General features: G+C 65.0%; 21 protein-coding genes. 10 read left to right on the top strand and 11 right to left on the bottom strand.

Annotation, left to right across the window (positions count from 1 at the left end):
• Positions 1 to 1,645 (top strand): hypothetical protein (locus L288_RS33785; protein WP_021238663.1); only part of this gene is annotated, 1,645 nt, incomplete at its 5' end.
• Here L288_RS33785 and L288_RS33780 read toward each other — a convergent pair.
• Together L288_RS33780 and L288_RS33775 are read right to left on the bottom strand one after the other, a co-directional pair.
• Positions 1,607 to 2,065: a nucleoside deaminase gene (locus L288_RS33780; protein ID WP_021238662.1), complete on the bottom strand. Its 459-nt coding sequence runs from the start codon at positions 2,063 to 2,065 to the stop codon at positions 1,607 to 1,609. The genes L288_RS33785 and L288_RS33780 overlap by 39 nt on opposite strands.
• A 38-nt stretch (positions 2,066 to 2,103) precedes the next feature.
• Positions 2,104 to 2,325, bottom strand: coding sequence for a hypothetical protein (locus tag L288_RS33775; protein WP_021238661.1), 222 nt, complete (start codon positions 2,323 to 2,325; stop codon positions 2,104 to 2,106).
• A gap of 155 nt (positions 2,326 to 2,480) precedes the next feature.
• Here L288_RS33775 and rpmB point away from each other — a divergent pair, with 155 nt between their 5' ends.
• Complete coding sequence (rpmB, locus tag L288_RS33770) at positions 2,481 to 2,774, top strand: 50S ribosomal protein L28 (RefSeq protein ID WP_021238660.1); 294 nt, start codon at positions 2,481 to 2,483, stop codon at positions 2,772 to 2,774.
• A gap of 71 nt (positions 2,775 to 2,845) precedes the next feature.
• On the opposite strand, the gene L288_RS33765 is transcribed toward rpmB, so the two are convergent.
• Entirely contained in the window at positions 2,846 to 3,832 is a 987-nt protein-coding gene (locus tag L288_RS33765; RefSeq protein WP_031304475.1) for an esterase-like activity of phytase family protein, read from the bottom strand.
• A gap of 239 nt (positions 3,833 to 4,071) precedes the next feature.
• Between L288_RS33765 and L288_RS33760 the strand changes: the two genes are divergently transcribed.
• The gene (locus L288_RS33760; RefSeq protein WP_021238658.1) at positions 4,072 to 4,482 is read left to right on the top strand and encodes a glycine zipper 2TM domain-containing protein; all 411 of its coding nucleotides are present in this window, start codon (positions 4,072 to 4,074) and stop codon (positions 4,480 to 4,482) included.
• A 55-nt stretch (positions 4,483 to 4,537) separates the two neighbouring features.
• Here L288_RS33760 and L288_RS33755 read toward each other — a convergent pair whose 3' ends face one another.
• Both L288_RS33755 and L288_RS33750 read right to left on the bottom strand, forming a co-directional pair.
• Complete coding sequence (locus tag L288_RS33755; RefSeq protein WP_021238657.1) at positions 4,538 to 4,765, bottom strand: hypothetical protein; 228 nt, start codon at positions 4,763 to 4,765, stop codon at positions 4,538 to 4,540.
• A gap of 80 nt (positions 4,766 to 4,845) precedes the next feature.
• Complete coding sequence (locus L288_RS33750; protein WP_021238656.1) at positions 4,846 to 5,073, bottom strand: hypothetical protein; 228 nt, start codon at positions 5,071 to 5,073, stop codon at positions 4,846 to 4,848.
• Positions 5,074 to 5,277: 204 nt separating this feature from the next.
• Here L288_RS33750 and L288_RS33745 point away from each other — a divergent pair, with 204 nt between their 5' ends.
• The 4 genes from L288_RS33745 (at position 5,278) to metH (ending at position 11,042) form a co-directional block, all read left to right on the top strand.
• On the top strand, positions 5,278 to 6,249 hold the full coding sequence (locus L288_RS33745) for an ArsR/SmtB family transcription factor (protein ID WP_021238655.1): 972 nt from the start codon (positions 5,278 to 5,280) through the stop codon (positions 6,247 to 6,249).
• Entirely contained in the window at positions 6,246 to 7,163 is a 918-nt protein-coding gene (metF, locus tag L288_RS33740) for a methylenetetrahydrofolate reductase (RefSeq protein WP_021238654.1), read from the top strand. Before L288_RS33745 ends, metF begins: the two co-directional genes overlap by 4 nt.
• Before the next feature lie 93 nt (positions 7,164 to 7,256).
• Positions 7,257 to 8,303: a homocysteine S-methyltransferase family protein gene (locus tag L288_RS33735; RefSeq protein WP_021238653.1), complete on the top strand. Its 1,047-nt coding sequence runs from the start codon at positions 7,257 to 7,259 to the stop codon at positions 8,301 to 8,303.
• A 138-nt stretch (positions 8,304 to 8,441) separates the two neighbouring features.
• On the top strand, positions 8,442 to 11,042 hold the full coding sequence (gene metH / locus L288_RS33730; RefSeq protein WP_021238652.1) for a methionine synthase: 2,601 nt from the start codon (positions 8,442 to 8,444) through the stop codon (positions 11,040 to 11,042).
• A 108-nt stretch (positions 11,043 to 11,150) separates the two neighbouring features.
• On the opposite strand, the gene L288_RS33725 is transcribed toward metH, so the two are convergent.
• The gene (locus L288_RS33725; RefSeq protein WP_021238651.1) at positions 11,151 to 12,296 is read right to left on the bottom strand and encodes a serine hydrolase; all 1,146 of its coding nucleotides are present in this window, start codon (positions 12,294 to 12,296) and stop codon (positions 11,151 to 11,153) included.
• A 159-nt stretch (positions 12,297 to 12,455) separates the two neighbouring features.
• Here L288_RS33725 and L288_RS33720 point away from each other — a divergent pair, with 159 nt between their 5' ends.
• Entirely contained in the window at positions 12,456 to 13,304 is an 849-nt protein-coding gene (locus L288_RS33720; RefSeq protein WP_021238650.1) for an alpha/beta fold hydrolase, read from the top strand.
• Positions 13,305 to 13,318: 14 nt separating this feature from the next.
• Here L288_RS33720 and nadB read toward each other — a convergent pair whose 3' ends face one another.
• The 5 genes from nadB to purM form a co-directional block, all read right to left on the bottom strand.
• On the bottom strand, positions 13,319 to 14,923 hold the full coding sequence (gene nadB, locus L288_RS33715) for an L-aspartate oxidase (protein WP_021238649.1): 1,605 nt from the start codon (positions 14,921 to 14,923) through the stop codon (positions 13,319 to 13,321).
• A 21-nt stretch (positions 14,924 to 14,944) separates the two neighbouring features.
• Positions 14,945 to 15,355, bottom strand: coding sequence for an endonuclease domain-containing protein (locus L288_RS0121670; RefSeq protein WP_051209655.1), 411 nt, complete (start codon positions 15,353 to 15,355; stop codon positions 14,945 to 14,947).
• Complete coding sequence (locus tag L288_RS33710; protein ID WP_021238647.1) at positions 15,352 to 16,278, bottom strand: ABC transporter ATP-binding protein; 927 nt, start codon at positions 16,276 to 16,278, stop codon at positions 15,352 to 15,354. Before L288_RS33710 ends, L288_RS0121670 begins: the two co-directional genes overlap by 4 nt.
• Positions 16,279 to 16,343: 65 nt before the next feature.
• Positions 16,344 to 17,294: a phosphoribosylglycinamide formyltransferase gene (gene purN, locus L288_RS33705; RefSeq protein ID WP_021238646.1), complete on the bottom strand. Its 951-nt coding sequence runs from the start codon at positions 17,292 to 17,294 to the stop codon at positions 16,344 to 16,346.
• 144 nt (positions 17,295 to 17,438) lie between these two features.
• The gene (gene purM, locus L288_RS33700) at positions 17,439 to 18,533 is read right to left on the bottom strand and encodes a phosphoribosylformylglycinamidine cyclo-ligase (RefSeq protein WP_021238645.1); all 1,095 of its coding nucleotides are present in this window, start codon (positions 18,531 to 18,533) and stop codon (positions 17,439 to 17,441) included.
• Between the two features lie 206 nt (positions 18,534 to 18,739).
• On the opposite strand from purM, the gene L288_RS33695 reads away from it, so the two are divergent.
• Entirely contained in the window at positions 18,740 to 19,978 is a 1,239-nt protein-coding gene (locus tag L288_RS33695) for a translocation/assembly module TamB domain-containing protein (RefSeq protein WP_051209659.1), read from the top strand.
• Positions 19,975 to 20,598 carry a P-loop NTPase family protein gene (locus tag L288_RS33690; RefSeq protein WP_021238643.1) on the top strand — a complete coding sequence of 208 codons (624 nt, stop codon included), beginning with the start codon at positions 19,975 to 19,977 and terminating at the stop codon, positions 20,596 to 20,598. Before L288_RS33695 ends, L288_RS33690 begins: the two co-directional genes overlap by 4 nt.
• The last annotated feature ends 4 nt before the right edge of the window (positions 20,599 to 20,602 follow it).

The following is a 20,602-nucleotide window of genomic DNA, read 5'->3' as shown; positions in this document are numbered from 1 at the left end:
CCCGCCCGCCGGGTTCGACATCCACTGGTCGCGGCTGGTCGACCTGCCGCTGGCCGGGCTGATGCTGTTCTTCCGCGCCTTCATGGATCAGGGGCAGGCGGATCGGATCGCCTGCGGCATCGCGCCCTTGCTCCCGCTGCTGCCGCTGATGCTTGGCCTCGGCTTCATCGGCCGCAGGCTGGCGGGCGGCAATGGCTGGATATTGGCGGCGCTCGCCCCCTTCGCGGCGCAGATGGGCATCAGCATGTTCATGCCCATGCGGGTCGATCATCATGGCTGGCAGCTTGCCCTCGCGGTGCTGATGCTGGCTGGCCTTGTCGATCGCAAATGGCTGCGCGGCGGGATCGTCGCGGGGTTGAGCAGCGCGCTGTCGATCGCGATCGGCATGGAAATGATCGTCTATCTGGCGGCGGGCGGGGCGCTGATCGCGCTGCGCTGGGTGTTCAAGGAAGGGGCGGGGCGGCGGATGCTGCCCTATGCGCTGAGCCTGGGCGGCGGCGTGTCCATCCTGTTCCTGCTGTTCGCCAGCTATGCCAACCGGCAGATGGTGTGCGACGCGCTCTCGCCCATCTGGGTCGCCATTTTCGGCGCGGTGGCGGCGGGCATGACGCTGCTGGCCCTGCTGCCGCTGCGCAACTGGCAAAGCCGTCTTGGCGCGGGCCTGCTGGTGGGGGCAGCGGTCGCCGCCTTCGCCTGGCTCAACTGGCCGCAATGCCTGTCGGGCGCCTATCAGATTTCGCCGGAGCTGGAGAGGCTCTGGCTGTCCAACATCCGCGAGGCAAAGCCCATCACCGCGCAGGCGCGCAACATGGTGGTGCCGCTGATGGCGATCCCGCTGGCGGGGCTTCTGGGCCTGATCTGGGGCGTGTGGGAGTCGCGCCGCGACAGCGACAGACGCTGGGCATGGACCACGATCGGGCTGATGATGCTCTTTTCCACGGCGCTGCTGTTCTGGCAGCTTCGGGCGGGTCCGGCGGCGCAACTGCTCGCCATCCCGGCCGCCGCCTGGGCCGCGCATCGCGTGATCGGGATGATCTTCACCGGCCGCCCGCTCGCGCGCATTCTGGGCATCGCGGGGGCCGCGATCCTGACCGTGGCCGCCTTCGCGACGCCGCTTTATCCGCAACTCAACCAGCTCTGGGCCAGCAGCACGGGCGAGGCGGCCAAGCCCCAGCGGGCATCGCTGGCGGCCCGGCACAAGGTCATCAACAAGGCCAATGCCCGTTGCCGCAGCCTGCCTGTCCTGAAAGTGCTGGATCAACTGCCCCCCGCCACCATCTTCACCATGGTGGACCTTGGCCCTCGCCTGATCGCGACCACGCATCACAGCGCGATCGCTGGCCCCTATCACCGCAACGGCAAGGTGATATTGGACGTCCATCACGCCTTTGACGGCCCCCCCGCCGCCTTCCGCCCGATCGCGGCGCGGCATCATGCAACCTATCTGCTGATCTGCCCCGGCTTCCCCGAAGGCACCGTCTATCAGGCGCGCAGCCCCCAGGGCTTCTATGCCGGACTGATGCGGGGCGAAGTGCCCGGCTGGCTGAAACCCGTGCCCCTGCGCACGGGCCTGACCTTGCCCTACACGCTTTACCGCATCGATTATTCAGCGGCGGGCGGCGAAAAAGCCCCGCAGCAGCGCTGAGGCTTCCTTCCCGCCAATGCCGCCATAGACGTCCGGCCGGTGCAGGCATTGGGGCTGCGCGTACAGGCGCGGCCCTTGCTCGATCGCGCCGCCCTTGGGATCGGCGGCTGCGTAATAGAGGCGGGCAATGCGCGCATGGGAAATCGCGCCCGCGCACATGGGACACGGCTCCAGCGTCACCCACAGGTCGCACCCGGTCAGGCGGAAGTCGCCCAGCAGCGTGGCGGCGGCGCGCAGGGCGACGATTTCCGCATGGGCGGTCGGATCATTGTCGCGCCGGTTGCGATTCTCGCCCTCGCCGATGATACGGCCGTCCAGCGTCACTACGGCGCCGATCGGCACCTCCCCCGCGGCCTCCGCCGCGCGCGCCAGGTCAAGCGCGCGGCGCATGGGCAGGGGAAGGGGGAAGGGCGGCGTCATGGCCGTCCCTTACAGGATGATGGGCTATGGCGAAAAGGTCAGGGTTTCTTCACGTCGACGGTGGGCACCTCGACCGTCTCGTTGCGCGATCCGACCTCCACCTTGGCGACGTTCGCCTCATATTTGGGCAGGGTGCCGCCTTCCACGGCGATCTTGGGCAAGCTGCCCCTCTGCGTCTGTTCCAGGTTGATGAAGCCGGTGACGATGCCGGCGGCAAGGACCAGCAGCACGATCAGCAACAGGCCACCAATGAGTCGCATTTCGCCCTCCTTAGGGATATGGATGCCAAACGCCCCGTCCGGCGAAAGGGTTGCGCGAGCTGATCCATGCGCTCCTCTGCCGGGTTGACGGCGCGGGGGATTCCCGTTATCCGCGCCGCTTTCCGAACGATCATGCATTACAAGGTTGATTGACTATGTCGCGCATCTGCGAGTTGACCGGCAAGGGCCGCCAGGTGGGTCACAACGTGTCCCACGCCAATAACAAGACCAAGCGTGTGTTCCTGCCCAACTTGCAGAACGTGTCGCTCATCTCCGAAACGCTTGAAACCACGGTGAAGCTGCGGGTTTCGACCCATGGCCTGCGTTCGGTGGAACATAATGGCGGCCTCGACAACTGGCTGCTGAAGACCAGCGACGACAAGCTGTCGCTCAAGGCGCGCCGCCTGAAGCGCGACATTGCGAAGAAGCAGGCCGCCGCAGCCGCCTGATTTCCGCTCGATTCGTTTCGGCATGAAGCGGCCTGGCAACGGGCCGCTTTTTTGCGTTCAGCGCGCGGGGATCAGAGGCGCAGCGCGAATTTCAGCAGCAAGGTGCGCTGGAAAAATTCGTGGTTATCGTCGGACACGATCCACACCATGGTCTGGCCCTGTTCCCGGCTGAGCGCCACCCCTTCGAAATTGTCGGCCAGCAGCGGCGGCGCAAGCTGCGCCAGCGTCCGCGCCTTCAACCTGTCGCCCGCGCGCGGCGATGCGGGCAGTTCCACTATGGCGAGCGTCGCCGTGAAGAGATTCTGCAACGTCACCCTGCGGTTGAGCACGAGCAGGCGGCGCTCATCGAGCGCGACAAGATCGGTCGGCCGGTATCCGCGCGGCGGCGCATAGCGCAGGTGAATGGGGGCGGGCGTCGCTTCATCGGCCGGATCGCCGCTGAACAGCAGCGTGTCGTGGCTTCCATCGCTCGTCATGCCCATCTCCGCTATCACCAGGAAGCGGCCATCGGGCAGGCGGGCCATGGACTCGATCGATCCGGTTTCAGGCCACGCCTCTATGTCCGGCCAGGTCCGGCACGCCTCCACCCGCGCGAAGCCCGGCGCATAGCGGCATATCCTCTGGAGCATCTCGAATCCCACCCAATAGCGGTCCGTCGCTGGATCATGGGTGAGCGATTCTGAATCCCATGCCCACCAGGGCTGGCTGCGATCTTCGGCCCTCACCGGCAGGGGAGCGATGAACGGGTGGCGGTTGTCCGGGCGGGGGCGCACGGCAAAGCCCATCAGCGTCCCTGAATCGCTGAGCGCCAGTACCTGTCCGTGCGCATCCATCATCAGCGAGGAAATGCCGCCAAAGCCGCGATGCGGGCTGCTGAGCTGCCAGCCGCCCTTATAGGTGAGAGCGCCCACCTGGTTGACGGACGGGTCTATGGAACTCAAGGGAAGCGCACGGACCCTGACCAGCAGGGGGCCGGGGCCGAAAAGCTCCGGCTTGTTCTTGTGCGGCGCCGGTAACAGCAGGATCGCGAGCAGCAGGACGATCAGGATTCGGCGCATCGTTTCGCCATAGGCATTCCGGGTGACGGAACCAACCTTCATGACTGCCTGTCCCGGCGGGCCGCTTTGGCGCTGCTGCTTTTCGCTCAACTGCGGCGAATGGAACAAAAAACGCGCATTAACGGCGGCTGTCACGCCCATTCAGGCTTGGCTCAAAGCGAATCGGGCAAAAGGGGTTCAATCGATGCAGTTGCCCCAATGGCAGCAGCCATCGAAAAGGATATTTCGAGGAGCACGCCATGAAGACCAAGTTTCTGATCAATATGGGGGCAGCGCTGGCCATGGGCGCGGCTTCCTTCGCCGTCACCGCCGCTCCGGCGCAGGCCCGCGACGGCTGGGGCCGCTATGAACGCGGCGACTATTATCGCGGGGACCGTGGCTATCGCGGTTATCGCGGCGATTATTACCGCGGCGATCGTGGCGACCGCTATTACCGGAACAACTATTATCGCGGCTATCGTGGCGGTTACCGCTGCCGCGACAATGGCACGGGCGGCACGATCATCGGCGCGATCGCCGGTGGCCTGCTCGGCAATGAAGTCGGCAAGGGCAGCGGCCGCTATGGCCGTCGCGGAGACGGCACCACCGGCGCCATCATCGGCGCGGGCGTGGGCGCTCTGGCGGGCCGGGCGATCGACCGGGATTGCTGAGCCGCTTTGCAACGGCAGGCAAATGAAGAGGGCCGCCTTCCGGGGCGGCCCTTTTTCATGGGCCGGTCTGCTCCCGCCTGGCCCTTGCCGCGCTCATGGCGGCGGGATTGATGCCCGCGTCATCCTGCGGCGGATGGTTGCGCGCGTCCAGTTCAGCCGCAGCGTTGTTAAGCGCGCGCGCCTCTCCGGGGGCAAGGCCGCTCGCATCGCCATCGTCTGATGAACCGCATCCGCCCAAGGACAAAAGCAGCAGCAGCGCTGGCCCCAAGCCGATCATCCTCATCGCCTGACCTTTCCGCATAAGAAAAGGGCCGCTCCGTCACCGGCGCGGCCCCTTCGACATTTCCCTTGGGAAAAGGGAAATTACATCGCGTTCGCCGAAGCGTTGGCAGCGACGTTGCTGGCGTTTTCAGCAGCGTTCGAAGCGTTGGCGGCGGCGTTCTCAGCAGCCAGCATCGCGTTGTCGGCAGCGTTCGCGGCGTTTTCCGAAGCATTGGCCGAAACGTTGGCGGCGTTTTCCGAACCGCCAGAGCAAGCGGCGAGACCGAGCGAAGCGGCGAGAACGAGCGAAAGAGCAATCGACTTGGACATGGGCAAACCCCTCTCAGAGAAAAAAACTGCGCAGACCACTCTCGGAGAAAAGTTCACCCCCCTTTGCGCCTGCGGGGCCGATACGTAATGAATACGGCGACTCAAGGCAATCCCATTCCTGCGTAACCGCGCAAAAGCGCGCAATTGCGGTGCCACTGGCGACAGCCATTGACGCATATAAAGATTTCTTTATATGATCCTCGCATGAGTGCCGCACTCGACATTTTCCGCGCCCTTGGCGATCCGACGCGGCTTCGCATCATCTATCTGCTGCGCGCGATGGAGCTTGCCGTCGGCGAAATCGCACAGGTGGTGGGGCAAAGCCAGCCGCGCGTGTCCCGCCACGTCCGCATCCTGGCCGAAGCCGGGCTGGTGGAGCGGCGCAAGGAAGGCAATTGGGTGTTCCTGCGCCTGGGCCGGGGCTCCGCCATCGCGCCCTTCCTCACCCTCTTCGATCAGCTTGCCCCTTCGGAAAGCGAGCAGTTGTGGCAGAAGGCGGACCTTGCCCGGCTGGCCGCGGTGCGCGCCGACAGGTCGCGCGCGGCGGAAAGCTATTTCGCCGAACATGCCGAAAAATGGGACGCCATCCGCTCGCTCCATGTGCCTGAGCGTGATGTCGAACGCGCGATGACGGCGCTGCTGGAGGCGGAGCCGATCGGCCATCTGCTTGACATCGGCACCGGCACGGGGCGCATGATCGAACTGTTCGGGCCGCTGGCGGATCAGGTGACGGCGCTTGACCGCAGCCCCGACATGCTGCGCATCGCCCGTGCCAAGCTGCCTGAGGATGCTGGCGGCAAATATGCGCTGGTGCTCGGCGACTTCGGCGCGCTGCCGCTGGCGCAGGGCGATGCCGACACGGTGGTGCTGCATCAGGTCCTGCACTATGCGCAGGCGCCCGAAGCCGTCATCGCCGAAGCCGCGCGCGTTACGGCCGCCGGGGGCCGGGTGCTGATCGCCGATTTCGACGCGCATGAGCGGGAGGAGCTTCGGCTGCGCGACCAGCATGCGCGGCTCGGCTTTTCCGACGACCAGATGGAAAGCTGGTTCGCGCAGGCGGGCCTCGACCTCGACCGGGTGGAAAGCCTGCCCGGCCATGAACTGACCGTGAAACTGTGGCTGGGGCGGCGTCGCGGCGCGCGCATCCTGCCGATTGAAGGACGCATTTGCGCATGACCTTTCCCTTCCCCTCCGTCGAAGAGGCCCGGCGCGTGCTCGATGCGCCGCTCTATGCCGATATGGCGGGCGACCTGAATGTCAGCTTCGAATTCTTCCCGCCCAAGACGGAGAAGATGGAGGAGCAGCTCTGGTCCGCGATCGGGACGCTGGCGCCGCTTGCCCCCAAATTCGTGTCCGTGACCTATGGCGCGGGCGGCTCCACGCGTGAGCGGACGCATAACACCGTCGCCCGCATCGCGAAGGAAACGCCGCTGCCCGCCGCCGCGCATCTGACCTGCGTCGCGGCGAGCAAGGCGGAGATCGGCGAGGTCGCCGACGCCTATTGGGAAGCGGGGGTGCGTCATATCGTCGCTTTGCGTGGCGATCCGCCGCAGGCCGGGTGCAAGTTCGAACCGCACCCGCAAGGCTATAAGGGCGCGGCCGAACTGGTCGAAGGGCTGGTCAAGCGCCACCCGTTCGAGATTTCCGTGGCCGCCTATCCCGAAACCCATCCCGACGCATCGAGCGCGCAGAGCGATATCGACAATCTCAAGCGCAAGCTCGACGCGGGCGCGACACGGGCGATCACGCAATTTTTCTTCGAACCCGAAACCTTCTTCCGTTTCCGCGACACAGTGGCGGCGGCGGGGATCGATGCGGAGATCATCCCGGGCATCATGCCGGTCAGCAATTTCGCGGCGGTGCAGCGCATGTCCGCCATGTGCAATACCGCCGTGCCGGAATGGATGGGCAAGCTGTTCGAAGGGCTGGACGACCTGCCCGCCGCGCGGCAGCTGGTTTCCGCCACGCTGGCGGCGGAACTGTGCCGCAAACTCTATGCGGGCGGCGTACGCGACTTCCATTTCTATACGCTCAACCGGGCGGAGTTGAGCTATGCGATCTGCCATCTGCTGGGGGTGAGGGCGGCATGAGTCCCTTTCTTCCGTTCACCCTGAGCTTGTCGAAGGGTGCCACCGAACGCAGCGAGGTGTCTTCGCCTTCGCTCAGCCCGAACGGGAATGAACATGACTGCTGAACAACGCTTCCGCGCCATTGCGGCGGAAAAGATCATGATCTTCGACGGCGGCTACGGCACGTCGATCCAGAAGCATGGGCTGACCGAGGCGGATTATCGCGGGTCGCTCGATCTGGCGAAGGATCAGAAGGGCAATAACGACCTCCTGTGCCTGACCCGGCCTGATATCGTGGAGGGCATTCACACCGCCTATCTCGACGCTGGCGCGGACATGATCGAAACGAACACGTTCAGTTCGACCAGGATCGCCATGGCCGATTATGGCTGCGAACATCTGGTGCGGGACATCAACATCGCCGCCGCCCGGATCGCCCGGCGCGCCTGCGAGGCAGCGACGGCGAAGGATGGCCGCCCCCGCTTCGTCGCTGGATCGATCGGGCCGACGAACAAGACGCTGTCGATCTCGCCGGACGTCAACGATCCCGCCTTCCGCGAGGTGGATTATGACACGCTCAAGGCCGACTATCGCGAGCAGTGCGACGCGCTGATCGAGGGCGGGGTGGATTTCCTGCTGGTCGAAACCTGCTTCGACACGCTGAACGCCAAGGCGGCGGGCATGGCGGCGCGCGAGGCGGAAGCGGCGGCGGGGCGGCCGGTGCCGCTGATGCTGAGCTTCACCATCACCGATATGTCCGGGCGCAACCTGTCCGGGCATACGATCAACGCCTTCTGGTATTCGCTGCGCCATTTGAAGCCGCTGACCATCGGGGTGAACTGCGCCTTCGGGGCAGATCTGCTGCGGCCTTATCTTTCCGAACTGGCGAAGAATGCCGACACGCTGATCCTGGCCTATCCCAATGCGGGCTTGCCCAATGAGCTTGGGCAATATGATGAACTGCCCGAAACCACCGCCTCGCTCATCCGCCAATGGGTGGATGAGGGGCTGGTCAATATGGTCGGCGGCTGCTGCGGCACCACGCCCGCCCATATCGGCGCGGTAGCGAAGGCGCTGGCGGGGCATCGCCCGCGCGTCGTGCCGGAACTGCCGGTGGTGACGCGGTTGGCGGGGCTGGAGCCCATGCATATTGCGGCTTGAATTACCGGAGGAGATAGCTCTCCTCCGTTCGCCCCGAGCGAAGTCGAAGGGCAAAACCGAACATAGTGAGGTATCTTCGCCTCCGCTCAGACAAGGGCTTCGACTTCGCTCAGCCCGAACGGATTTAGAGATCGGGATATGACCCAAAGTTCAACCGCCACTTTCGTCAACATCGGTGAGCGCACCAACGTCACCGGATCGGCCAAGTTCAAGAAGCTGATCATGGCGGGCGACTATGCCGCGGCCATCGACATCGCGCGCGACCAGGTGGAAAATGGCGCTCAGATCGTCGACGTGAACATGGACGAAGGTCTGCTCGACGCTGTCGAGGCGATGACGACCTTCCTCAAGCTCATGACCTCCGAACCGGACATCGCCCGCGTGCCGGTGATGATCGACAGTTCCAAATGGGAAGTGATCGAGGCGGGGCTGAAATGCGTCAGCGGCAAGCCGATCGTCAACTCGATCAGCATGAAGGAGGGTGAGGAAGCCTTTCTGGACCATGCCCGCAAATGCATGGCCTATGGCGCTGCGGTCGTGGTCATGGCGTTCGACGAGACGGGGCAGGCCGACACGAAGGAGCGCAAGGTCGAGATTTGCGAGCGCGCCTACAAGCTGCTGATGTCCATCGGCTTTCCACCGGAGGATATCATCTTCGATCCCAATATCTTCGCCGTCGCGACGGGGATCGAGGAGCATAATAATTACGGCGTCGACTTCATCGAGGCATGCCGCGAGATCAAGGCGCGCTGCCCCCATGTCCATATTTCGGGCGGCCTGTCCAACTTCTCCTTCTCCTTCCGCGGCAATGAGCCGGTGCGGCGGGCGATGCACAGCGTCTTCCTCTACCACGCCATTCCCGCTGGCCTCGACATGGCGATCGTCAATGCGGGGCAGCTCGACGTCTATGACGCGATCGACCCCGCGCTGCGCAAGGCGTGCGAGGATGTGCTGCTGAACAGCGACCCCGAAGCGGGCGAGCGGCTGGTCGAACTGGCTGAAAGCTACAAGGGCAAGGATGCGGCGGCGGAAAAGGCGGCGGAGGAATGGCGCGGCTGGCCGGTCGCCAAGCGGCTGGAACATGCCCTGGTCAAGGGCATCGATATGTATGTGGTCGAGGATACGGAAGAAGCCCGCCTCAGCGCCGCCAAGCCGATCGAGGTGATCGAAGGTCCGCTGATGGACGGCATGAATGTGGTGGGCGACCTGTTCGGCGCGGGCAAGATGTTCCTGCCGCAGGTGGTGAAGTCCGCCCGCGTCATGAAGAAGGCGGTGGCTCACCTGCTGCCCTTCATCGAAGCGGCGAAGGAGCCCGGCGCCAAGGGCAAGGGGAAGGTCGTCATGGCCACCGTCAAGGGCGACGTCCATGACATCGGCAAGAATATCGTCGGAGTCGTGCTCCAGTGCAACGGTTTCGAGGTGATCGACCTGGGCGTCATGGTGCCCTGGCAGGACATCATCAAGGCCGCGAACGAGAATGACGTCGACATGATCGGCCTGTCCGGCCTCATCACCCCGTCATTGGACGAGATGGTGACGGTGGCGGCGGAAATGCAGCGCGCCAACATGACCGTGCCGCTGCTGATCGGCGGCGCGACCACGTCCAGGGTGCATACGGCGCTGCGCATCGATCCGGCCTTCACCGGCCCGGTCGTCCATGTGCTGGACGCCAGCCGCGCGGTGGGCGTGGCGACGGCGCTGGTGTCGGAGACGCAGAAGGCGGACTTTGTACAGAAGACGAAGGACGATTATGAGCATGTCCGCAAGACGCGCGAGGGCAAGGGGCAGAGCCAGCTTCTCTCGATCGAGGATGCGCGTGCGAACGCCTTTGAAATGGACGAGGCGTTGAAGGCCCCGCGCCCGCGCCTGCCGGGCATTCACGCCTTCCCCGATTGGGACCTCAAGGACCTGATCAACTATATCGACTGGACGCCCTTCTTCCGCGCCTGGGAACTGGCGGGCAATTACCCCGCCATATTGGAGGATGAGGTGGTCGGCGAAAGCGCCACCAGCCTGTTCAACGACGCGCAGAAGATGCTGGACCGCATCGTCAGCGAAAAATGGCTGACGGCGCGCGGCGTGGCGGGGCTATGGCCTTGCCGCCGCGAGGGCGACGACATCATCGTCCATGTCGAGGATGAAAAGCATGTCCGCCTGCCCATGCTGCGCCAGCAGATCGCCAAGCGCGAAGGCCGGGCCAATATGTGCCTTGCCGACTTCATCAGCCATGATGGCGACTGGATAGGCGGCTTTGCCGTGTCGATCCACGGCATCGAACCGCATCTGGCGCGCTTCAAGGCGGCGATCGATGACTATTCGGACATTCTTCTGAAGGCGCTGGCCGACCGTCTGGCCGAAGCCTTTGCCGAGCGGCTGCACCATTATGTCCGCACTGCGCTATGGGGCTATGCGGAAGGCGAGCAGTTGACCAACGAAGCGCTGATCAAGGAACAATATCGCGGCATCCGCCCAGCGCCCGGCTATCCCGCCTGCCCGGAACATAGCCTGAAACCATTGCTGTTCGACATGCTGGACGCCCATCACGCAACCGGCATCACGCTCACGGAAAGTTTCGCCATGCTGCCGACGGCGGCGGTCAGCGGCTTTTATTTCGGCCATGCGCAGGCCGAATATTTCGGCGTGGCGCGGGTCGGACGCGACCAGCTGGAAGATTATGCGCGGCGGCGCGGGATCGACGTCGAAACGGCGGAGCGCTGGCTGCGGCCTAATCTGGATTAAGGTCTAGGCAGGAAGGTCCGTTCGTTTCGAGCGAAGTCGAGAAACGCTGACGCGGCGTTTCCCGTGTCTCAATTTCGCTCGACACGAACGGCTGTGGGATATCGGCCGTCACCGCTTCTCGTGATTGGCAGCCACGGCCTTCGCCACAGCCTGCATCAGTTGCCAGCGCACGGGGATGGGTTCGGTCGTGCTGCCGATCATCACCGCCACGGCATAGCTGGTGCCATCGGGCGCGGTCATGATGCCGATGTCGTTATATCCGGTCGAGCGGGGTGCCAGTTCCTGCCCGGTCCCGGTCTTGTGCAGATATTTCCATCCGGCCGGAACGCCGCCCTTGATCCGCTGCGGCCCGGTCTTCGCCTGGCTCATGATCGACATCAGCAGCTGGCTCGACGCAGGCGACAGCATCTCGCCTTCCTTCAGCTTCGCCAGCGCCTTCACGATCGATGACGGCGCGGCGCCGTCCGGCGGATTGGCGAGGTAATTGTCGAGCGCCTTCACCCGCACCGACATGGGCAGCCGCGAACGGGCCGCGTAGAAGTTGCGGCCGATCGAATAATCCTGCCGCCAGTCGAGACCGGCCGTCGCCGATTGCAGCAGCCGTTCGCCGGGGCCGAAGCGGATATCCTTGATCGTCCGCCGCGCCAGGAAGGCGCGCACCGCTTCGGGTCCGCCAACGGCGCGCAGCAGCGTATCGTTCGCCGTATTGTCGCTCTGCGTCATCGCGCGGCGCATCAGGTCGGAATAGCTGGTCGTCCAGCCGCTCGATCCCACGAGCGCGGCGGTCGGCTGGTGGAACAGCGTCAGGTCCTTGCGCGTGATGGTGGTCGTGTCGGTCAGGCGGATCTTGCCCCGGTCGACCGCGTCCAGGAACGTCATCGACACCCACAGCTTCGATACGCTCTGCTGCGGGAACAGCGCATTGCCGTTCCACGCGACGGTCCAGTCGGCGCCGATCCGGCGCACCGCGATGCCGACCTTGCCGTTGAAGCTCTGGCCCAGGTTGCGAATCACGCTGACCAGCGCCGGGGGCGGCGTTTCCCGCTGGTCGACGTTCAACTGATCGAAGGTCTTGGGCGGATTGGCGACGCGCTTGATGGGGTAGGTCGCGGTCGTCGGCTGCGGGCGCTGGGTCGCGCTGGCTTGCGGCTCCATCGGAGCGCTGACGCAGGCGGAAAGAGCCGCGACCAACAGGATGAGGCGGACCGATCCGCCTTCCGGGCGCTTGCCGCGCCCCTGATTTCGATTGTGCATGAACGTCCCCGAACTCTCCTTCGATTTAGGCCCGTCACCCCCTTTGGCTGACAAGGGAGATGCGACGAATGATTCCACATTTGCGATGTAAGGAGTCTGAACGGCATGGCCAATATGCGCTCACCTGCCGTTAAGCCGTGATGGGCAAGGGAGCATCGCATGATGGCATCGTTGATCGACCGGCGGACATTGCTGCGGACGGGCGCGGGCGCCTGTGCCGGGCTGCTGATGATGCGGCACGAAGGCGCGCAGGCTGCCCCCTTCGCCTCGCGCAGGATCGCCGTGACCACGCGCGGAACGGGGCGCGACGTGCTGCTGATCGCGGGACTCGCCAGCGGACCGGCGCTCTGGAACGGCATCATGGACAAGGTGCCGGGCTTTCGCTGGCACTTGATCCATGTTCGCGGCTTTGCCGGCCTCCCCCCGGACGCGAACGCCACCGGACCGCTGGTGCAACCACTAGCCGATGAGATCACTCGCTACATCAAGGCCGCAGGACTCGTCCGCCCGGCCGTGGTCGGCCATTCCATGGGCGGCACGCTTGCGATGATGCTGGGCCTCAAGGGCGTGGCGGGACGGATCATGGTCGTCGACATGCTTCCGGCGGGCGCGGCGATGGTCGGCGGCACGGCGCGCGGCATGGGCTTCCTCGCCGATCAGCTCAGCCAATATTTCACCGGCACGAAAGCAGGCCGCGCCTATCTGGCGCAGATCGTCGCGGATGCGCCCGGCGCGCGCGGCAGCGACCCGGACGTGATCGCCAATGCCCTGCGCGACCTTGCCAATATCGATCTGGGGCCGCAGCTCGGCCGCATCGCCGTTCCCATGGACGTGGTCTACGCCACCGGGTCCGATGCGGCGCAGGCGGCGCAGATCAGCCGCAATTTCCGCGCCGCCTACGCCGCCAAGAAGAACGCGCGGCTGCTGCCGATCGGTCCCAGCGGCCATGTCGTCATGGCGGACCAGCCCGCCCGTTTCGCAGCGATGCTAAAGGATTTCCTGACGTAGATACCCTGATCGGTTCAGGGCGCCAGCACCGTATCGACCGCCGCGGGCAGCATGCCGGGATAGTCGAGCGTATAATGCAGGCCCCGGCTTTCCTTGCGGCGCAGCGCGGAACGCACGACCAGCCGCGCGACCTCCAGCAGGTTGCGCAGCTCGATCAGGTCCGGCGTAACGCGGAAATGGCCGTAATATTCGTCCACTTCCTTGGCGAGCAGGTCGATGCGGTGCTGCGCGCGCTCCAGCCGCTTGGTCGTGCGCACGATGCCCACATAGTCCCACATGAACCGGCGGATTTCCTTCCAGTTATGCTGGACGATGACCTCTTCGTCGCTGTTGGTGACGCGGCTTTCGTCCCATGGCCGGATGGACGGGGGCGGGGGCAGTTCATTCCAATGCGCGCGAATGTGACACGCCGCCGCTTCGCCGAAGACGAAGCATTCCAGCAATGAGTTGGACGCCAGGCGATTGGCCCCGTGAAGTCCGCTTTCCGTCACTTCTCCAGCGGCATAAAGGCCCGGCAGGTCGGTGCGGCCATCCAGATCGATGATCACCCCGCCACAGGTATAATGCTGCGCCGGGACGACCGGGATTGGCTCCTTGGTGATGTCGATGTCCAGGTCCAGCAGCCGCGCATAGATGGTCGGGAAATGATGCTTTACGAATTCCGGGTCCTTGTGGCTGATGTCCAGATGGACATAGTCAAGGCCAAGGCGCTTGATCTCATGGTCAATGGCCCGCGCCACGATATCGCGCGGGGCAAGCTCACCGCGCGGGTCGAAGCGGGGCATGAACCGCTCGCCGCCGCCGGGCACGCCGGGGGGTAGCTTCAAATGCCCGCCTTCGCCGCGCACGGCTTCGGTGATCAGGAAATTCTTGACCTCCAGATTATAGAGGCAAGTGGGGTGGAACTGGTTCATCTCCATGTTGGAGACGCGGCAGCCCGCGCGCCATGCCATGGCGATGCCGTCGCCGGTCGCGCCGCGCGGCGCGGTGGAGAAGAGATAGGTGCGCCCCGCGCCCCCGGTGCACAGGATCGTCGCCTTGCCCAGCAGCGCGTCGACATGCTTGGTCTTCTTGTTGAAGGCATAGACGCCCCAGACATGGCCGTCGCCCGAATAGCGCTCGCCATGACGGCTGGTGATAAGGTCAATGGCGACCATATCCTCCAGCAGCGTGATGTTGTGATTGGCGCGCGCGGCCTTGAGCAGCGCGACCTGCACGGCATGGCCGGTCGCATCATCGACATGGACGATGCGCCGGTGGCTGTGCCCGCCCTCACGCGTCAGGTGCCAGCGTTCGCCAAACTCCTCCCCGCCGTTGAAGGGGACGCCAAGCTGCGCCAGCCGCTCGATCGCGGCCGGGGCTTCGGACACGACGAACTCCACCGTCTCCCGGTTGTTGAGGCCTGCGCCCGCCACCATCGTGTCATGCACATGCGCTTCGAAACTGTCGCCAGCGTCGAGCACGGCCGCAATGCCGCCCTGCGCCCAGTTGGTCGATCCGCTGTCCAGCGCAGCCTTGGCCAGCACCACGACCTTGCGATCCTGAGCCAGGTTGATCGCGGCGGTGAGACCGGCGGCGCCGGAACCGATGATGACGACGTCATGCGTGGTGGTGGGCATATTCGATACTCTCCCCTCCCGCTAGCGGGAGGGGCCGGGGGTGGGCAATAGCGCAAGCGTCGCCGTTATGTGCGACAGCATGCCTTCGATGTTCGTCAGCACATCTGCATTGGTGAAGCGCAAAATGGAATAGCCTTGGTCACGGCAACAGGCGTCACGGCGCGCGTCATGGTCAGCGCTGTTGTCGTGGCTGATACCGTCCAGTTCGGCAATGAGCCGGAATTCGCGGCAGAGAAAGCCGGCAAAATACGGACCTACCGGCATTTGGCGGTTGAACTTGTGGCCGCCAAGCTGGCGATTGCGCAGGTGCTGCCAGAGGAGACGTTCGGGAGGCGAAGCTACGTTGCGAAGGGACTTTGCGCGAGCCGTATTTCTGTTCTTGAAGCGTAGCGCTGGCCCACCCCCCCCACACGCTTGCGGGAGGGGAGTCACGCAGCAGCCGTAAGGTGAAGGAACACATCCTCCAGATCCGGGTCGCGCGTCACCACATCCACGATGGACAGCCCGTTCGCCTGCACCGCGCTCAGCACCTGGCCCGCATTGGCGCGGTCCTTCATATAGGTGATGGTCAGCGTCCGGGGATCGGACAGTTCCACCTTCTCGAAACAGGGCGCGTCCGGCGCGGCGGCGATGTCGCGGTCGACCGTCACCTGCACCACCTTTTCCTGGGCCATGGCGATCAGTTCGCGCGTCGGCTTGTCGGTGATCACCCGGCCATGGTTGATGATGCCGATCCGGTCGCAAAGCTCCTCGGCCTCTTCCAGATAATGGGTGGTGAGGACGATGGTCACGCCCTGCGCGTTGAGTTCGCGCACATAGGCCCAAAGCTGCTGGCGAAGCTGAACGTCGACGCCCGCGGTCGGCTCGTCCAGCACCAGGATCGGCGGCGAATGCACCATCGCCTTGGCGACCAGAAGCCGCCGCTTCATGCCCCCCGACAGGGTGCGGGCATAGGCGTCCGCCTTGTCCTCCAGATGGACCGCGCGCAGCAATTCCATCGATCGCCGCCGGTCCTTCGGCACACCATAATAGCCCGCCTGGTTCTCCAGCGTTTCGTAAGGCGTGAAGAAGGGATCGAACACGATCTCCTGCGGCACGATGCCGATGGAATTCTTGGCGTTGCGGGGATTCTGGTCGATGTCGAACCCCCAGATCCTCGCGTTGCCGCTGGTCTTGTTGACCAGCCCGGCGAGGATGTTGATCGTGGTCGACTTGCCGGCGCCATTGGGACCAAGCAGGCCGTAAATCTGCCCCCGCGGGATCGTCAGGCTGATATTGTCGAGCGCGCGCTTGCCGCCTTTATAGACTTTGGTGAGGTTGGTGATCTCGATGGCGGGGGCGGGTATGTCGGTCATGGCTGATCTCTATGGGGATCGCGCGAGCGTTCGGGAAGGGGCATTCCCATATCACGGAAGGAGGATCAAAACTCGTCCGCCACATCCATCAGACCCAGCAGCTTGCGCGGCGCGACCTCCCGCCAGCTTTTGCGCAGCCGGTCCTCGATCTGGTCCCAGTCGGTATCCCCAAGATCGAGGCGGATGCCGACCCAGCCGTCGCCGAAATAAGCGGGACGGTAATAGCGGTCTGGGTCGCTGTCGATCAGCATCGCCTGTTCTTCGGGCGCGGTCGTCTTTACCAGGACGGAGACGATGCCGTCGCCATGATGATCCTGACTGAAATATGCGAATTTCTTGCCCTTTTCGATGCCGAAGCAGGGCATGCCGTGGGACGTCACCTCGTCCGCCTGCGGCAGGGCGAGAGCGCGTTCGCGCACCCGTGCCAGCAGCCATTCGGGTTGCCGCTCGCGAGTCACAAAATCGGCGAGGGTGCGGGAATAAAGCTGATGTTCCGCGATCAGGATGCGGGCGGCCAGACTGTCGGCGGTATCGCCGGGCAGGATTGCGACTTCCGTCTGCGCCAGCACCGGGCCGTCGTCCAGTTCGCTGGTGACGACATGCACGGAACAGCCCGCATGGCTGTCGCCTGCATCCAGCGCCTTTTGATGCGTGTCCAGCCCCTTATATTTGGGCAGCAGGCTGGGATGGATGTTGAGCATCCGGTTTTCCCATCCCGCGACGAACTCGGGCGACAGCAGCCGCATGTAACCGGCCAGCGCCACATATTCAGCGCCTGCCGCGCGCAGTTGCGCGTCGATGATCCGGTCGAACTCGGCCCGTTTCATGCCCTTGTGACTGTGCGCAAAGGTGGGCACGCCTTCCGCCGTCGCCAGCGTCAGGCCAGCGGCCTGCGGATCATTGGCGGCGACCAGCACGATCTCATAGGGGCAGGATGGATGCTTGGCGGCATAGAGCAACGCCGCCATGTTGGACCCGCGCCCGGAAATCAGAACGCCGACTTTAGCCTTTGCCATATCCGAACGACCTCCGTTCGTCCTGCGTAGCCGCTGAGCGAAGTCGAAGCGGCGTATCGAAGGATGTTGCGCCCAGCCCCTGCTTCGATACGGGCCATCGACAAGCTCAGTCCCTACTCCGCACGAACGGTTGCGAGAATTGTGTTACCCCAGATGCGTCGCGGACCAATCGGCCTTAGCGCTCCAGGTCTCCTGCGATCCCTTGACGGTGCAGCCCTTCTCGCCGCTTTCCACCACGCCCACGCGCAGCACGGTCTCTCCCGCCGCTTCCAGTTCGGCCGCAACCGCATCCGCCACGTCAGCATCGACCGCCAGCACCATGCCGACCCCGCAATTGAAGGTTCGCGCCATCTCCTCCGGCTCGATATTGCCCTGTGCTTGCAGGAACGCCATCAGCCGGGGCTGTTCCCAGCCATCGGCGTCCACTACGGCATGGCAGCCATCCGGCAACACGCGCGGGATGTTTTCGAGCAGGCCGCCGCCCGTAATGTGGGCCAGCGCGTTGATCCTGCCGCCGCGCACCAGCGGCAGCAGCGCTTTCACATAGATGCGCGTGGGCGCCATCAGAGCGTCGATCAGCAGCACTTCATTGTCGAACAGGGCAGGGCGGTCGAGCTTCCAGCCCTTGTCCGCGGCAAGGCGGCGCACCAGCGAAAAGCCGTTCGAATGCACGCCCGACGAGGCAAGGCCCAGCAGCACGTCGCCCGCCTTCACCCTGTTGCCCGTCAGCGCCTTGCTGCGTTCCACCGCGCCGACGCAGAAACCGGCGAGGTCATAGTCCCCAGCGGCATACATGCCCGGCATTTCCGCCGTTTCGCCGCCGATCAGCGCGCATCCGGCCTGGCGGCATCCTTCGGCAATGCCCGCGATGACGCGCTCGGCGACGCCGCTCTCCAGCTTGCCGGTGGCGTAATAGTCGAGGAAGAAAAGCGGCTCCGCACCCTGCACGATCAGGTCGTTAGCGCACATCGCCACCAGGTCGATGCCGACGCCATCGTGCCGGTCATGATCGATCGCCAGCTTCAGCTTCGTGCCCACGCCGTCATTGGCCGCGACCAGCAGCGGGTCGTCATAGCCGGCGGCCTTCAAGTCGAAGAAACCGCCAAAGCCGCCCAATTCGGCGTCGGCTCCCGGACGGCGGGTCGCCTTGGCCAGCGGGGCGATGGCGCGGACCAGCGCATTGCCCGCCGCGATGTCCACGCCAGCCTTGGCGTAGCTGTAGGATTCGGTGTCGCTCATGCCCGCGCCCTAGAGCATTTTCGAGCCGGATGGAAACATCTGGCAGGCCGGAAAATGCGGCATGCCAGAAAGCACGCCATGACGCGGAAAAGGGAAAGGCAATGGGTTGGCGCTTGGCAGACGGGGGAAATCCCGCCAAAAGGGCGCGCGTGAGCCTGTCCACCGCCTCCCATCGCCCGATATTCCGGCCCTCGCAGCTGCTCCGCATGCTGTCGCGCCCCTTGCAGATACTGGCCGCGATCACGCTCGGCCTCGCCGCCGCGGCGCTGTTCGCGCAGATGGAGGGAGAGCGCGGCGTGCCGCCGATCGCCAGCGGCGGCGACTATCAGGTGAGCGGCATCAAGGTCGATGTCGTGGGCAAGGACGCCAACAGCGCGCGGCAGGCGGGCTGGCGGCTTGCTCAGCGGCAGGGCTGGCGGATGCTCTGGACGCGCACTCATGGCGCGGCGGGCGTGCCCAACCTGTCCGATTCGCAGCTTGAATCGATGATTTCGGGCATCGAGATCGAATATGAGCAGATCGGGCCGACCCGCTACATCGCGACGCTCGGCATGCTGTTCGACCGCGCGCGCACCGGCCAGTTGCTGGGTGTGTCCGGGCAGGTGGTGCGTTCGCCGCCGCTGCTGGTGATCCCGGTCATGTGGGACGGCGGATCGGCCGTGTCTTATGAGCGGACCAATGAATGGCAGAAGGCCTGGGCGCGCTTTCGCACGGGCGATAGCGCGATCGACTATGTGCGCGTCAGCGGATCGATCGCCGATCCGGTCCTGCTGAATGCCGGGCAGGTGGGGCGGCGCGGGCGGCTGTGGTGGCGCGTGCTGCTCGACCAATATGGTGCGGCCGATGTCGTGGTGCCGATCGCGCGGATCGAGCGGCAATGGCCCGGCGGCCCGGTCACTGGCACCTTCACCGCCCGCTACGGTCCCGACGACCGGCTGATCGGCAGCTTCTCCCTGCGGGCATCGGCCGAAAGCGCTATCCCGCAGATGCTGGACGAAGCGGCGCGCCGGATCGACCAGCTTTATACAGGCGCGCTCAACGACGGCCGGTTGCGGCCCGACCCCTCGCTCATCATCGAGGAGCCGGTGGACCCCGATGCGCTCGACATCGAAAATGCCGCCGACCTGCCGCTGAACGGCTTCGACCTGCCAAGCGCGCAGGTGCCGGGCATCGGCAGCTTCTCGATCCAGTTCGACACGCCTGATGTCGCATCCGTGGCACAGGGCGAGGCGGCGTTGCGCGGCATTGCGGGCGTTCGTTCGGCCCGTACCAGCAGCCTGGCGCTGGGTGGCACATCGGTCATGCAGGTCAGCTTCGAAGGATCGGCCGATGCCTTGCGCGCGGCGCTGCAAGCGCGCGGCTATGGCGTGACCGTCTCCGGCTCCACCTTGCGTATCCGGCGGCAGGCGGCGGCTCCTGCGGGCGGAGCACCGGCCCCGCAATGACGCAGATCAGCCTGCCGTTCGACTGGCCAGGGCAGGGGACGGACGATGATTATCTGGTGAGTGAAGCCAATCGTATCGCCGTCCGTCATCTGGAAGGATGGCGCGACTGGCCGCTTGCGGTCAGCGTGCTGGGCGGGCCGCCGCGCTCCGGCCGGTCGCTGCTCGGCCGCCGTTTCGCCGGGTTGAGCGGCGGAACGGTGATCGAGGATGCGCAGGGGCAGGACGAACGCCTGTTGTTCAACGCCTGGAACGATGCGCAGACCAGCAGGCGGCCGCTGCTGCTGATCGGGTGCGATCCCCCCGCGCAATGGCAGGTCGCGCTGCCGGACCTGCGATCCCGCCTTGCCGCCGCGCCGTTCGTGTTCATCGCCGAACCGGACGAGGCCCTTGCCCGCGCGCTCATCGAACGGGCGTTCGTGCGGATGGGGACGCCCTATGCGGTGGACCTGCCCGACTGGCTGCTGCGCCGGATCGAGCGCAGCTATGCCGCGATCGCGGGCGTGACGCGCATCCTTAATGAGGCCGCGCTGTCATCTGGACGTAAGATTTCCGTCGCTATGGCGAAAGAGGCCCTGCAAGGGTCCGGTTTTTTGCCTATAGTCGCCGATGACCCTCAATGAGCGC

The sequence above is a fragment of the Sphingobium quisquiliarum P25 genome, from assembly GCF_000445065.1.
Taxonomy (GTDB): domain Bacteria; phylum Pseudomonadota; class Alphaproteobacteria; order Sphingomonadales; family Sphingomonadaceae; genus Sphingobium; species Sphingobium quisquiliarum.
The sequence above is the reverse complement of the archived record's forward strand: the minus strand, read 5'-3'. Positions and strand labels throughout refer to the sequence as shown.